This window comes from Hallella absiana, assembly GCF_025457485.1.
In the GTDB taxonomy this organism is placed as follows: domain Bacteria; phylum Bacteroidota; class Bacteroidia; order Bacteroidales; family Bacteroidaceae; genus Prevotella; species Prevotella absiana.
In genome coordinates this window covers 24,770-39,061 of the sequence record NZ_JAMXSP010000010.1, presented here as the reverse complement: position 1 = coordinate 39,061, position 14,292 = coordinate 24,770, and the positions used below count along the sequence as shown (strand labels likewise).

The window sequence follows — 14,292 nt, the reverse complement described above, 5'->3', positions numbered from 1 at the left end:
GCGGTGTATTATTTGAGGAGAAACGATTTGATGTTTTTGTTTTTCGAGAGTTTGCAGAGCTTTCTGATGGCTTGGTTGCGGATCTGTCTGACGCGTTCACGCTTCAGCCCCATCTCCTGTGCCGTCTCGGCGAGCGTGCGGTGCTCAGCGCCGATGCCGTAGAAGCGCTGTATCACCTGCCGGCTGCGGGCGTCGAACTTGTCGATGATCTGCCACAGTTCGGCAGTGGCGGTCTCGTCTTCCAGAGCGTTGTCGGGCTGCGTGGCGTCTTTGTCGGGTATGACATGTCCCAGGCTCAGCTCATTGCTGCCGCCGATGGGAGCATCGATCGACAGCGGATGGCTGCGTTTCTTCTCCCATGCGGGGTCCTTGGCGTTGCGCGGCACACGGTAGAGTCCTGCCTGCTGCTCGATAGCCTGCTCGATGGCCTTGCGGATGTAAGGCGCGGCGTAGGTGACAAAGCGCTTGCCGTGCTTGCCGTCGAAGTGTGTGGCAGCTTTGAGCATGCCGATGTTGCCCTCGCTGACCAGGTCGTCCATGCTGAGCCCTCGGTTTTTGTATTGGTTGGCGACGCTGATGACATAGCTCAGGTTGGCAGCCACCAGTTTGTCCAAAGCCCGTTTGTTACCTTGGGCAATTTTCTCGGCGAGTTGCTGCTCCTCGTCGTCGCTGAGTAATTTTTGCTTTCCTACTTCCTGTATGTAAGCGTCGTTGAGTTCTTCGTTCATGTTGATATCCTTTCGTGAGTATTGTGTGGTAGAGCGGACGGGCTTGTTTCTTTCTGCTTAGTCGAGTCCGCTGTCGACCAGCAGCTCTGCTACCTCTTCCGGTGTGTTGTAGTCCATGCCGAAGGCGAGGTCTTCGTCGGAGAGTTCCTCCGAGAGTCCTCTGGCCTGCTCCTCGGTATCCCATGCACAGCGGGCGTGAAGAGGTGGTCATCGGCATCGACTCGGGTTCCACGACGACAAAGCTCATCGTGGTGCGGGCTGACAAAGACCATCAGGGCGAGATCATCTTCAGCGACTACAGCATGAATCTCGGTAATCCGATCCATGCCGTGGAGCAAGCTCTGAAACGCTTGAAGCAAAAGGCAGAAGAGAGCGGAACCACGCTCGACATCGTGGGCTCCTGCTCTACGGGCTATGGAGAGGAACTGATCAAGGCTGCTTTCAACCTCGACGACGGCATCATCGTTTTTCTCCAAGACGTTGCGATTGCATAAGCGCCATCTGACCGGTGCGACAGGAGTCATCGAGGGCAAGAACCTGATGCGCCTCTTCCGGCATCTCACGGTCGGATACACCGACTCGATGAGCTTCGACAGCTTGCCGCGTCGCTTTGCCTGTGTGGCGACCAACATCGTCGACAATACGGAGTACGACTTCCACAGCGGCGTGCTGGCCGAGGCGATGCGCACGAGCATGTCCATCCCCGGCGTGTTCACCCCCGTGAGAAAGGCCAACTGTGTGCTGGTCGACGGCGGACTGCGCAACAACTATCCCGCCGACCTGGCACGCGCGATGGGCGCCGCGTATGTCATCGGTGCCACCGTGCAGGGACCGCCCAAGACAGCTGACGACCTGGCCAACGGCTCCTCTGTACTGGGACAGATCGTCGACGTGAACTGCAAGAACAAATACGACGACAACCTCAAGCTGACCGACATTGTCTGAGATCCGCGAGGCACTTCGCTTTATGATGCACGGCAAGCGGTTCATCTGTCAGCATGCCATGGAGCTGCTCATCGAGGAGCAGTCCACTGACAGTCATCCCGAGACGGTCAACCTCACCAAGACCGAGCAGGAGATCCTCAAAGACATTGCCCTTGGCATGACCACCAAGGAGATTGCTGCCAAGCGCTTCTCCAGTTTCCACACTGTCAACACCCATCGCAAGAACATCTTCCGCAAACTCGGCGTGAACAACGTCCATGAAGCCACGAAGTATGCCCTTCGTGCCGGCCTCGTCGATGCGGCGGAGTACTACATATAGAATTTGATTAGTTTTGTTTCGCTGAATACAGATTTCCTTTAAACAGATTTCCTTTAAAAAGTTTGGATAAGAATATAATTTTTACTACCTTTGTAACATTGAGTAAAGATACTGCCAAAGATGAAAAGATATAAAGTAATAGAAGTTATTCGTCTTTTGGAAAGTGATGGTTGGATCCAATGCTATTGTAAGGGTGACCATCGACAATTCAAGCACCCCCAAAAGAAAGGGAAGGTGACGGTCAGAGGCAAAAATAGTGAAGTATTAAGCTAGTTCTTGTTGAATAGCATTTGGAAACAGGCTGGATTTAAATAGAAATTAGGAAAGGAGTGTATACTATGGTAAAGGTAGATGTTTATGTAGATTGGTGCAACAAGAATTTTGCTGCATCATTTGGCGATATGATTCCAGGCGGTGTAGTATTTACGGCTCGTACGTGGAGCGAGGTTCAGAAAGAAGCGAAGGATACTCTTGATTTCCATGTAGCAGGCATGTTAAATGACGGTGACGAAGTACCAGCTTGGTTGCGCGAGGGTGATTACGAGTTCGTCTATCATCCAGTAAGTACCGCAGCTTTGCTTCGTTGCAGTGAGGATTATACTACCATGGCAGCCATTTCACGGGCTTCAGGCGTTAACCAACGTCAGCTTAGCCACTATGCCAATGGTCTGAAAAAACCGCGGGCACAGCAGCGTAAGCGTATCGTTGCCGGACTTCATAAGATAGGGCAGCAACTAATGTCTGTTGAGTAGTAATTGCATCTATAAATGAGTACTCAATATTTAATGAGTACTCAATATTTCTTTTTGCCATATTCGCTCGGCGTGCAGCCAAACTGCTTCTTGAAGGAAGTGGAGAAGTGCGAGAGCGTGTTGAAGCCTGTCATGAAGGCTATCTCCGATATGGTGTGCTCACCGGCCTTGATCAGTTCCGCAGCTTTATTGAGCTTATAGGTTTTGAAGAATGTGCTGGGACTCTCACCTGTGAGTCCTTTCACCTTGTAGTAGAGTTTGGTGCGCGAGACATGCATCATTTCTGTAGCCTTGTTCACGTCGAGCTCTGCATTGGCCATTTCCTTTTCCATCATCTGATAAAGTTCGTCCATGAAGTGCTTGTCTTGTGCCGAGAGCACATCCTCCACGTCTTTGTCAGTTTCTGTCGTGGAGGTGAGAATCGTGCGTACCCGTTCGCGATTGGTGAGCAGCGATTTGATCATTGCCATCAACACTTTGGGCGCAAAGGGCTTGGTGACGTAGGCGTCAGCACCACTGTTGAGGCCTTCCACTTTGTTTTCGTCCGTTATCTTTGCTGTAACCAGTATCACGGGGATGTGGCTGGTCTGCAAGTCGTCCTTGATCATGTGGCAGAGTTCATAACCACTCATGCCCGGCATGACCACGTCGCTGAGGATAAGCTGGGGTCTCTCTTCGTGTGCTGCCTTCAATGCACTTTCAGCGTCGAAGCAATAAATCATTTTATATTCGGGGGCAAGCAGCGTGCGCAGATAGTGTACTACCTCGGTATCGTCATCCACGACGAGGATCTTTGGCCGTTTGTCCTCACCGTCTTGCTCGTCAGCGACATCGTCCACGTCGCTTGCCGGTGTCTTTGCGGGAATGTCGGCGAAAGCCGGTTCCAAAGATCTTTTTTCCTCCTCGGTGTAAGCGCCTTCGTCGGTCGGCAACACCAGGGTGAAGAGAGCGCCTGTGCAGTCCGTGCGATTGCTGGCCGACAGCGTGCCATGATGTAGCCGGGCCAGTTCCCGGGCATAGTAGAGTCCGATGCCTGACCCCCAGTTGATGGTGCCTTTCGACTGGTTGTCGAGCTGATAATAGCGCTTGAAGATATTCTCCAATTCGCTTTGTGGTATGCCTTTGCCGGTGTCGGCAATGCTGAGTGAAATGCGGCGCCCATTGTCCAGCGTGTCGAAGATGACATCGATGGCACCGCCACGTGGCGTAAACTTCATGGCGTTGGACATGAGGTTGTTGAAGATCTTCTCCAGTTTGTCGGCATCGAGCCACATCGTCAGGCTTCCTTCCAGTCCTTGCGTACGGATCGTGATGCCCTTCTCTTCAGCATTCATGGCGAAGAGGGTAAGGTATCGGCGCAGTTCTGCGATGATATCTTTTTGTTCCACATGCAGTCGTAGCGTGTCGTTCTCGAGCTTGTTGAAGTCGAGCATTTGGTTGACCAAACGTAGCATGCGGTTGACGCTTCTGGCCACGATGTCGAGCAGCCGATGGTCTTGTGGTCGGATATCGCCGCTGTTGCGCAGTTGATCCACGGGTCCGGCGATCATGGTGAGTGGTGTCCGGAACTCGTGTGAGACATTTGCGAAGAAGCTCATGTTCATCTTGTTGATGCGCTGCTCCTGCTCTCGCTCTTCTTCCGCTTTTAGGGCGAGTCGCTTCTCTTCCTCGATGCGCTTTCTTGCTTTTCGGACATACCAGAAGATGGCAACCGCTGCTAAAAGATAGAAGCACCATGCCCACCATGTATTCCAAGGTTCCGGAGCTATGCTTACCTTAATGGCGTTTTCGGCTAACGGCCGATCAGAGTCGTTGCCTACGATTTTTACGCGGAAGATGTAGTTGCCTGATGGCAGATTGGAGTAGTGCGCCTCGTTGTTGCCGTCGGCGTCTGTCCATATGTTGTCGTGTCCTTCCAGACGGTAGTAATAGTGTATGCGTTTGAAGTCGCTGTAGTCGATGGCGGCAAAAGATATAGAGAAGCTGTTTTGGCGATAGCCAAGGTTGATCTCTTTCGCTGTCTCCATGCTCTCGCTGATAGGCTGTCCTTTGCCGGGGATGACGATATTGTTGTGCACTTTCAGGTTTTCAAACATCAGCCGTGGCGAGCCTGTGGCTACTATCTTCATTGGGTTGAAGACCGTAAGTCCATGCGTGCCACCGAAGACGAGCGTGCCGTCGGCCATACGACAGGAGGCTCTGTCGTTGAATTGGAAGCCTCCGATGCCGTCTGCCTCGTGATAGATGGTGATGCTGTAGTTGCGTGGATCCACCTTGTTGAGTCCGTCCATGGTGCTCACCCAGATGTTGCCTCTCTGATCCTCCTCAATACTCGACACGTCAGCGCATGACAATCCTTGGATTGCAGTCATGCGGTGGGTGCGGGCGTCGTAGCGCAGCAGTCCGTTGGTCACCGTGCCGAACCAGATGTTTCCTTTGCTGTCTTGGAAGCTCTTCGTCGGGATGTAGACGCTGCGTCGTATGCAGGCTTGGATATCTTCCTGCCTGATTGTGAAGCGTCGCAACTCCTGGCTTTGTCTGTCGATGAGCATGGGTGATTGGGCAAAGGCAGAAAGGAGAATGTCGCCATTGTGGAGCGTGAGCAGCCCGGGGATGAAGGTGAAAGTCTTCGGGAATACTTGTTTCAATGTATAATGGTCGTTCTCGGGATTGATGGTACAAACATAATATCCTGCCGTCGAAACCCATATCGTGCCACGGTGGTCTTCAGTGATTTCCATGGGCATGTAGACTGGATAGGTTTTGAGCACACTGAGGCGGTTTCCATCGTACTGGCATTTACTGATTCCGCTCATGGTCAGTAGCCACAGTCTCTGTTTGTGATCGACAAACACTTTGTAGATATCGTATTTGTCGCTGTTGGTCGGCGAGTAGCCCGTCTGCAGGTTGGTCAGTTGTCGCGTCTGCGTGTCGTAGACGCAGAGTCCTTTTTGCTTGCTTGCTATCCAGAGCCGATGCTGGTTGTCAGCAGCTACTGATTTCACGTCTTGTCGGTTGAGAGCCCGAATGAGATGGGTGTCGGCATTGAACATGTCCTTATATCTATACACCACCTTGAATCCTTGGCCTTCAGAACCCAACCAAAGGTTGCCGTGAGAGTCGGTATAGATCTGCGTGACATTGAAGTCCGGAGCCTCGAATGGAAACTCTTCTTCCGATTGGTTGACGAGTTTCTGCTGTCGATGATCATAGAACCAGAGCCCGTGTCGGTAGGTGTTGAGCAGCAAGTCGCCTTTGCCGTAAGGAAGGATCAGCGACACAACATCATTGCTGATTGCCGGATGCTCAAGCACCGGCGGCAAGGGCATGAAGCGGCGCAGGGTAGTGTCGAAGAGTCGCAGGCCTTCAGGACCGCTGATCCATAACTGATGCCCATTGAGCAGAAAACTGCCCTTGCTGTTGTCGATGACAATGGTGGCGACGGGACGAAACGTGCTGAGAGCGTATGCCGTGAGCGTCTTGGCCTTACGAATCCATAGCAGGTTGTGGTTATCGAGGTGACAGGTGACGTTGAAAGGGCTGTCATGGTCGATATTGCGCAGCCTGACATCAACGCTGTTGTCTTTGTCGTTGTATTCATAGACTTGGTCCATGGTGACAAAGAACATGCGGTGATCCCGGCTTTCCAACATGTAGAGCACATTTTTGTTTTTGACATTCATTTTGACCCGTGTGAATCCGTCATTGCCATTGTATCGGCATAGTCCGTTGACGGTGGCCACCCACAGCTGTCCGCGCGAGTCACGGTAGCAACATTTCACGTTGTTGTCGGGCAGTCCGATGCTGTCGTCGATGCAATAATATTGGTGAAAGGTGTTGCCATCATATTTGTTGAGTCCACGGAAAGTGCTGATCCACATCTGCCCGAAGCGGTCCTCCATGAATCCGTTGATCTGCTCGTTGGAGATATGGTTGGAAAGCAATAAGGGCTGCTCCTTATGGTTTTCACTGACATTGTCTGGGTTGTGGGAACACGCGAGCAAGGCCAGTGGCAGTATCAGCGATAGCAAGACATGTGTTGTTTTCATATTTTTAGATTGTGTTCTATAGACAAAGATACGCTTTTTTCCTATGAATGCCAATGGATTGACAGCATTTTTGAACACAAATGTAACGATTTAAACAAATAAGCAAATGACGCGATGGAAAATCAAGTGGGATGGGCTGACAGGGAACCTATTTTAAACCATTGAGAAATACTTTAGTACATAAGAGGAAGTATTTTCACGATGATTTTCATAACTTTGTGCATAAAACATTTTATTCACTTTCTAAACCCCAAATTAATGACAGCCAAAAAACTATTTACCTTGGCCGTAGCAGCTATCAACGTGCTCTGTGTCATGTCACAGCCACGGCTTCGTGCCGACAATGTCGACGAAGTGTTGCAGGCCATGACACTGGATGAGAAATGCCATTTGCTGCTCGGCTGCGGAATGCATTTCAATGATGACGCGAAGTTCCCTGGAACGGCGGGCAGTAGCTATGCCGTCCCCAGACTGGGTATCCCCTCGATCTACTGTGCCGACGGCCAGCAAGGATTGCGTATGAGCGCCACGCGCCCATGGGATCACCGTGAATATTTGACTACTGATTTCCCGGCTTCCATGACCGTGGCCTCCACGTGGGATTGTGAGGCCGCCTACGCTGTGGGTAAAGCCATCGGCAACGAGGTGAAGGAGTATGGACTGGACTGGATACTTGCTCCTTCCATGAATCTGATGCGCTCGCCGCTGTGTGGCCGCAACCATGAGTATTATTCCGAGGATCCACTGCTCTCCGGAATGATTGCCGCGGGATATGTACAAGGTGTGCAGAGCGAGGGCGTGGCTGCCACACCTAAGCATTTTGTAGCCAACAACCAGGAGACCAACCGCAACAATAACGATGCCCGTGTCTCTCAGCGTGCTTTGCGCGAGCTCTATCTTCGGGCTTTCGAGGTGGTGGTGAAGAAAGGACAGCCCTGGACGATCATGACATCCTACAATAAGCTCAATGGTACCTATACCCTTGAGAACAGCGAGCTGCTGAATACGGTGGTGCGTAAGGAGTGGGGATGGAAGGGCATGTTTGTCTCTGACTGGAATGCTGGTCAGAATCCGGTGCTCTCCATGATGGCAGGCAATGACATGCTTCAGCCCGGACAGGACCGGCAATACAAGGCTATTCACGAGGCTGTGGAGAGTGGACGGCTGCCGATGGCGATGCTTGATGCCAACGTGCGTCGCGTGCTCCGGCTTATTGTGAAGACACACAGCTTTGCACAATATCCCTATCAGAGCCAGCCCGACTTGCAGCAGCATGCTGATGTGGTGCGACGCGTGGCCGCCGACGGCATGGTGCTGTTGAAAAACAACCATGAGACTTTGCCGCTCTCTCAAGGCAGGATAGCCCTCTTTGGCAATACCAGCTACGAGCTGATCTCCGGAGGCTCAGGCTTTGGAGGCATGTCTACCGGCCACTATACCGTATCACTAGTCGAAGGTTTGCGCGCTGCAGGGTTCACGGTCAATGAACAATTGCTCAAAACCTATAGCCAGTATCTGTGTCAGGCCAATGCCCAACTCTTTCCCCATGGCAAGCCCGCCTTTACCCTTGCACCGCCGGCGCGCCCCGAAGAGATGAAGCTCAGCGACTCGTTGCTCACTCAGTCGGCTCGGGATGCCGATGTCGCCGTGTTCACTATCGGACGTAAGAGCGGCGAAGCTACCGACCGGCCTAAGACCGACTTCTATCTCACTGCGGCAGAAAAGGAGAGTCTGCATCTGCTGTCACAGAGCTTCCACAAAGCTGGCAAGAAGGTGGTGGTACTGCTTGACATCTGTAGTCCTGTGGATGTGACGTCTTGGCAGGACGATGCCGATGCCATCCTTTGCACCTGGCAAGGCGGTCAGGAGATGGGCTTTGCCGTGGCAGATGTCCTTTCGGGCAAGGTCAACCCGTCGGGCAAACTGTCCATGACTTTTGAACGTAGCTATGGAGATGCTTATGCCGACCGAAACTTCCCCTCAGAGGTTGACGACAAGACACTCGGCAGCATGTTTATGTGGGGAAACAATGATCAGCAGGCTCAGCCGCGTGAGCTACAGAAGGATATCGACTTCACCAACTATGATGAAGACATCTATGTGGGCTATCGCTATTTCGACTCTTTCGGCAAGCCGGTGGCCTATCCTTTTGGCTATGGACTCAGCTACACGACCTTTGACTACAGCGACATGAAGGTGAAAAAAGAGGGAGGAAACTACAGTGTGGCTGTGACCGTAGAGAACACGGGCAAGCGCCCCGGACGCAATGTGGTGGAGCTCTTCGTTGCTGCTCCTGACAGCCGAAGACTCAACAAACCGGAGAAAGAATTACGTGCCTTCGCCAAGACACGGCTGCTTGCTCCCGGAGAGAGACAGACGGTGGAAATGACCGTCACGGCAGCTGATCTTGCCTCTTTCAATGAGAAGAAGAGTGCGTGGGTGACAGATGCTGGGGTATATCGTTTTCTCGTTTGCTCTTCCGCGGAGAAGGTAGAGGCCCAGGCAAATGTACGTGTAGATAAATATGTGGCTAAGGTTCACAATGTGTTGAAACCAAAGGTAAGACTGGATCTGCTGCACCGATAGCAGCTGGATATGAACCTAAAAAGAGAGCCGACGCAACCGAAAAACAGTTGCGTCGGCTCTATTCATTATGTTTGGGATAGCTATTTGAACATATAAATAAACTTTAGGACTGGCAAATATCTCTTTTGAACAAACGTGTAAATCTTTAAAACCTATTAGAAAAAGAAATATTGTTCTTTTCACTAATTTTGCGACAGTTTTTAAACCCTATAACTAAAATCTTATGAGAATCAACTTACAGAAAAAACGCATCTTGGCAATGGCCATCTTGCTGGCATCCTGTGGGCTTCCGTCGTTGGCACAGGAACTGTTGCGTGTCAATGGTGTAGTGGTCGACAAAGATGCTAACCCCATGATTGGCGTCACGGTTCGTCCGGAAGGAACCTCTACCGGTACGGTCACTGATCTTGATGGTCACTTCTCCATTCAAGTCAAGCGTGGTGCCAAACTCTCCTTTTCTTATTTAGGCTATCGCAGTGCTGTCGCCACAGCAACGTCGAATATGAAGGTGCTGATGCAGGAAGACAGTAAGGTGCTCGATGATGTAGTTGTCGTCGGCTATGGCGTGCAGCGCAAAAGCTCTGTCACCGGAGCCATCTCGCAAGTCAAGGCTGAGGATATGGAGCACCGCACGATCACCGATGCCAATCAGGCTTTGCAAGGCAAGACTTCCGGTGTGCAGGTCATCACCACTTCTGCAGCGCCGGGCAGCACGCCCACAGTGCGCATCCGTGGCTACTCTTCTAATGTCAGTTCAAGTCCGCTCTACGTCGTTGATGGCGTGCGCACGACCAATATCAGTGGTATTGATCCTAACGACATTGCCTCCATGGAGATCCTCAAAGATGCCGCCTCGGCTGCTATCTACGGTGCTGAGGCTGGAAATGGTGTCGTGCTGATCACAACGAAGAAAGGTACTACGGGCAGCGGTAAGATCTCCTACGACTTTCAGTACGCATCGCAGTCGGTCAACCATGTGCCAAAGGTGCTCAATGCCGAGGAATATATCAACTATATGAGTGAGGCCGGTGCCTTCACCAAAGACTACTTGCTCAAGAACTGGGACGGCGTGACCGACACGGACTGGGCCAAGGAAGCTTTTGAGAACGGCGAGATGATGAAGCACAATCTGGCATTCCAAGGCGGAAACAATGACGGCAACTACTATCTCTCGCTGTCCTATCTCAATAACGACGGTATTGTCAAGGGCGACCGTGACAGCTATACCCGACTGACGGCGACGATCAATGCGGAATACAGAATCAAGAAGTGGCTCAAGGTGGGCACGACCAACCAAATCGAGAAATACAATACCCGTTCTGTTTCTGAGGGCAGCGAGTATGGTTCTGTACTGACAGCAGTGATGACCATGGATCCGCTGACCCCTGTCTATTACAGTCCCGACAACTTACCTGATTTCCTTGCGCAGGCACAAGCCAACGGACGTACATTGCTGCGCGACAAGAACGGTGACTATTATGGTGTGTCACGCTTCTCCAATGGTGAGCAATACAATCCGCTGATCATGAGCCAGAACAATGCCAACAAGGCTTCGGGCTACAATGTCAATGGATCGATCTATGCCGACTTCACTCCGCTCAAAGGTCTGACGCTCACCTCGCGCTTTGGCTACCGTCTCGCTGGCACGCGCAATCGCACGGTCTCACTACCTTTCTACGGCAATGCCACGCAAAACCGCGATTTTGTGGACATGGGCAGCACGTCCTCGACCAGTATCTATTACCAATGGGAGAACTTCGCCAACTATATGAGAACGTTCGGAGGACACACCCTTACGGCGATGCTGGGTATGAGCTATCAGGAGTCTTCATATGACTACGTGAGTGGTACGCTTAATGCCAATGGAGAGCATTCTGTGTCGAAAAACGATCCGCTCTTCTACTATCTTCACTACAAAACAGCATCGGCTACGCAGGTCGTCGACGGTGAGACGACACGTGGTTCCAAACTTTCATACTTCGGACGTGTGGGCTATAATTATCGCAATCGTTACTATGCTCAGTTCTCCTTGCGTGCCGATGCCGCTGACCTGAGCAAATTGCCAAAGAACAAACGATGGGGTTACTTCCCAGCAGTTTCCTTGGGATGGACAATGTCGGAAGAGAACTTCTTCCTGCCGTTGCGCAAGGTCATTGACAGTGCCAAGCTGCGTGCCAGTTGGGGACAGAACGGCTCACTTTCCGCTCTTGGCAACTATAGCTATGGTACTGACATGGCACAAGGCGGTATCTATGCTTTTGCGCCGGGATTGGTCTACACCAAGGCTGTGGCTCCCTCTACAATGGGCAATGACGACCTGAAGTGGGAAACCTCTGAACAGTTTGACTTGGGTCTTGACCTCTACGCGTTTAACTCCCGACTGAATTTCAGCGTTGACTATTTCAATAAGAATACTAAGGACCTCCTGATCTGGAACACTACGCCTTCTTTGGAGATCGGCGGCGCTACCTCACCGATCAATGCAGGTAAAGTGCGCAACCGAGGATTTGAATTTGAACTGGGATGGAGAGACCATATACGTGATTTCCAATATAGCGTGCGTGGCAACCTCTCTACGCTGAGCAACAAGGTGACCTACATCGATCCGTCAATCACCCGACTCACCGGCGCGAAGTTCCATACCTATGACATCACCTTCTTTGAGCAGGGCTATCCGGTCTACTACTTCCGTGGCTATAAGTTCAAAGGTGTTGACCCCAAGACCGGTGATCCACAATTCTATGATCTCGACGGCGACAATCAGATCACGGAGAATGACCTGACCAATATCGGTGACGGCATTCCGTCGATCACCTATGGCATCACACTCACTGCTGCCTACAAGGGTTTTGACTTCACGCTCTTTGGTACTGGTGCACAGGGTAATGACGTGTTCTGCTGTATCAACCGTCCCGACATGCTCGCTTGGAACAAAATGAAGGATTATCTCTATGACGGCCGCTGGACTCCCGATCATACCAATGCCTCTGTGCCGCGGGCCGGAGCCAACAACATGGACAAGTATTCCGTTTCGGATGCCATGGTCAAAGATGGCTCTTATTTCAAGATCAAGCAAATACAGCTCGGCTACACCCTGCCAAAGACTTTGCTGAATAAGACTTTCATCAGTAACTTGAGGATCTACGCTTCTCTTGATGACTTCTTCACCTTCACCTCTTATAAAGGCTTTGACCCGGAGGCTTCGACCAGTGCTACTTCCGGCATGGGTGTGGACAAAGGTGCATATCCCACATCGAAGAAGGTTGTTGTCGGTGCTACCATCGAGTTCTAACCCTACGTGAATATGCATGAATAAACCTTCTAACTAAAAAGAACGCAACAATGAAAAAGAATATATTCTATAGCCTGATGCTCCTGCTCGTGGCCTTTGTGAGCGGATGCTCTGATCGTCTCGATATTCCCAAGAACGGCAACATGGGCGGTATAGACGATTTCTATCAGACCGACAAGGAAGTCGACGAGGCCTTGGCCACGCTCTATGTGGGCCTGAAGTCCAACTACTATAACTGGTGGTTTGTCAAGAACTCTCTCTCCGATGATGCTTGGGTCGGCGGTGGGTCACGTGGTGACAATGGTGAGATGGAAAAGCTCAACGAGTATCGTTTCGGTGCCGATGAAAGTATGATCCAAGCTTTGTATAGCGGGCTCTATACCAACATCTATAATGCCAACCTCATCATTGACAAGACGGATCCTAATACCAACGAAAAGAAACGTTGCGTGGCTGAGGCTAAGTTCTGGAGAGCTTTCTGCCATTTCGAGCTCGTCACACTGTGGGGCACGGCACCCGTTGTCGATCATCTGCTGCTGCCCAACGAATACCGCCCGGGCAACAGCACACCGGAACAGTTGTGGGCATGTGTGGAAAAGGATCTGAGTGAGGCCATCAGCAGTGATGCGCTACCGTCGAAGACTGACGCGAATGACCAGGCAACCACCATTCGTGTCACGAAGGAAGTCGCTGAGGCAATGCTGGGTAAGGCTTATCTCTTCCAAAAGAAATATGCCGAGGCCGCTGACATGTTCAACAGGGTAGTGAACAGTGGAAAGTATCAACTCTATCAGGGTGACTATGGCAAGATCGTGCATGCGGCTACCAACAACTGCTGTGAGTCGATGCTTGAGATTCAGATGCGCAATGACCCTAGCCAGCAATGGTCGCAACTGACCATGCAGTTCCTGATGATTGGCTGGCGTACCGATCATCTTATTCTTACCGGTAAGGCCGCCTCTGAGATTGCTACTGGTACCTACGGCTTTATGAATCCTCGCAAAGAGGTCTATGATGCCTTTGTCGCTGACGAGGGTAAGGACGGATACCGACTCAACAACACCATCCGTACCTATCAGCAGATGCAGGATTATGGCGTGACATTGCAGGCCGGTGCTTCTTATTATGGCAATGAGGGCTATTTCAACTGGAAGAACCGAGCGCTCAAAGAGGACTGCATCACTGATGCTTCCTACTTCCAGGCTTTGCAATACATCGACTTGCGCATCATGCGCTATGCCGAGGTGCTCTTGCTGGCTGCTGAGGCTAATCTGCAGAATGGAAATGCAGAGGAGGCTCTCAAAGACATCAATCTGATTCGCTCGCGTGCCCGTCTCGCTCCGCTGACTACTGTCACACTCGACAACATCAAAACGGAGAAACGGCTGGAGCTTTGGCTTGAATGCACACGCTATCAAGATCTTGTCAGATGGGGCGATGCAATGAAGGTATTGGGCAAACAAGGTGAGCAGATTCCTTCCTTGACGGCTAAGGGAGTCAGCTGGGACTTCAAGAACACAGATTATGGCTTCAAGGAGAAAAACATGCTTCTGCCAATTCCTTTAAAGGAGAAAGAACTGAATCCGAATATCAAGCAAAACGTCAATTGGTAAAATTTATA

At 51.3% G+C, this 14,292-nt stretch carries 8 protein-coding genes and 2 pseudogenes; 8 read left to right on the top strand and 2 right to left on the bottom strand.

Features of this window, described 5'->3' with window-relative positions; genetic code table 11:
* Positions 1 to 8 precede the first annotated feature (8 nt).
* Entirely contained in the window at positions 9 to 728 is a 720-nt protein-coding gene (locus NG346_RS06830; protein ID WP_262288474.1) for a sigma-70 family RNA polymerase sigma factor, read from the bottom strand.
* Positions 729 to 910: 182 nt separating this feature from the next.
* Here NG346_RS06830 and NG346_RS06825 point away from each other — a divergent pair, with 182 nt between their 5' ends.
* From NG346_RS06825 to NG346_RS06805, 5 genes and pseudogenes are all read left to right on the top strand, one after another.
* Positions 911 to 1,222 (top strand): BadF/BadG/BcrA/BcrD ATPase family protein, encoded by a 312-nt coding sequence (locus NG346_RS06825; RefSeq protein ID WP_262279802.1) that lies wholly within the window; start codon positions 911 to 913, stop codon positions 1,220 to 1,222.
* A pseudogene (locus NG346_RS06820) lies at positions 1,200 to 1,667 on the top strand (patatin-like phospholipase family protein); the annotation flags it as partial. The gene NG346_RS06825 and the pseudogene NG346_RS06820, both read left to right, overlap by 23 nt.
* Positions 1,666 to 1,992: pseudogene (locus NG346_RS06815) on the top strand (response regulator transcription factor); the annotation flags it as partial. The pseudogenes NG346_RS06820 and NG346_RS06815, both read left to right, overlap by 2 nt.
* A 120-nt stretch (positions 1,993 to 2,112) precedes the next feature.
* Entirely contained in the window at positions 2,113 to 2,265 is a 153-nt protein-coding gene (locus NG346_RS06810; protein ID WP_262279801.1) for a type II toxin-antitoxin system HicA family toxin, read from the top strand.
* 65 nt (positions 2,266 to 2,330) lie between these two features.
* Entirely contained in the window at positions 2,331 to 2,744 is a 414-nt protein-coding gene (locus tag NG346_RS06805) for a type II toxin-antitoxin system HicB family antitoxin (RefSeq protein WP_154534119.1), read from the top strand.
* Positions 2,745 to 2,785: 41 nt separating this feature from the next.
* Here the strand turns inward: NG346_RS06805 and NG346_RS06800 are convergent, their stop codons facing one another.
* Complete coding sequence (locus NG346_RS06800) at positions 2,786 to 6,793, bottom strand: hybrid sensor histidine kinase/response regulator transcription factor (RefSeq protein ID WP_262288473.1); 4,008 nt, start codon at positions 6,791 to 6,793, stop codon at positions 2,786 to 2,788.
* Positions 6,794 to 7,051: 258 nt separating this feature from the next.
* Here NG346_RS06800 and NG346_RS06795 point away from each other — a divergent pair, with 258 nt between their 5' ends.
* From NG346_RS06795 to NG346_RS06785, 3 genes are all read left to right on the top strand, one after another.
* Positions 7,052 to 9,379, top strand: a complete 2,328-nt coding sequence (locus NG346_RS06795) for a beta-glucosidase (RefSeq protein ID WP_262279799.1) — start codon at positions 7,052 to 7,054, stop codon at positions 9,377 to 9,379.
* A 223-nt stretch (positions 9,380 to 9,602) separates the two neighbouring features.
* Positions 9,603 to 12,671 carry a SusC/RagA family TonB-linked outer membrane protein gene (locus tag NG346_RS06790; protein ID WP_262288472.1) on the top strand — a complete coding sequence of 1,023 codons (3,069 nt, stop codon included), beginning with the start codon at positions 9,603 to 9,605 and terminating at the stop codon, positions 12,669 to 12,671.
* Between the two features lie 50 nt (positions 12,672 to 12,721).
* Complete coding sequence (locus NG346_RS06785) at positions 12,722 to 14,284, top strand: RagB/SusD family nutrient uptake outer membrane protein (RefSeq protein WP_262288471.1); 1,563 nt, start codon at positions 12,722 to 12,724, stop codon at positions 14,282 to 14,284.
* The last annotated feature ends 8 nt before the right edge of the window (positions 14,285 to 14,292 follow it).

What these genes read in the sequence shown, in the direction of transcription:
- NG346_RS06830 (WP_262288474.1), bottom strand. Translation starts at nt 728, where the DNA reads ATGAACGAAGAACTCAACGACGCTTACATACAGGAAGTAGGAAAGCAA.
- NG346_RS06825 (WP_262279802.1), top strand. Translation starts at nt 911, where the DNA reads ATGCACAGCGGGCGTGAAGAGGTGGTCATCGGCATCGACTCGGGTTCC.
- NG346_RS06810 (WP_262279801.1), top strand. Translation starts at nt 2,113, where the DNA reads ATGAAAAGATATAAAGTAATAGAAGTTATTCGTCTTTTGGAAAGTGAT.
- NG346_RS06805 (WP_154534119.1), top strand. Translation starts at nt 2,331, where the DNA reads ATGGTAAAGGTAGATGTTTATGTAGATTGGTGCAACAAGAATTTTGCT.
- NG346_RS06800 (WP_262288473.1), bottom strand. Translation starts at nt 6,793, where the DNA reads ATGAAAACAACACATGTCTTGCTATCGCTGATACTGCCACTGGCCTTG.
- NG346_RS06795 (WP_262279799.1), top strand. Translation starts at nt 7,052, where the DNA reads ATGACAGCCAAAAAACTATTTACCTTGGCCGTAGCAGCTATCAACGTG.
- NG346_RS06790 (WP_262288472.1), top strand. Translation starts at nt 9,603, where the DNA reads ATGAGAATCAACTTACAGAAAAAACGCATCTTGGCAATGGCCATCTTG.
- NG346_RS06785 (WP_262288471.1), top strand. Translation starts at nt 12,722, where the DNA reads ATGAAAAAGAATATATTCTATAGCCTGATGCTCCTGCTCGTGGCCTTT.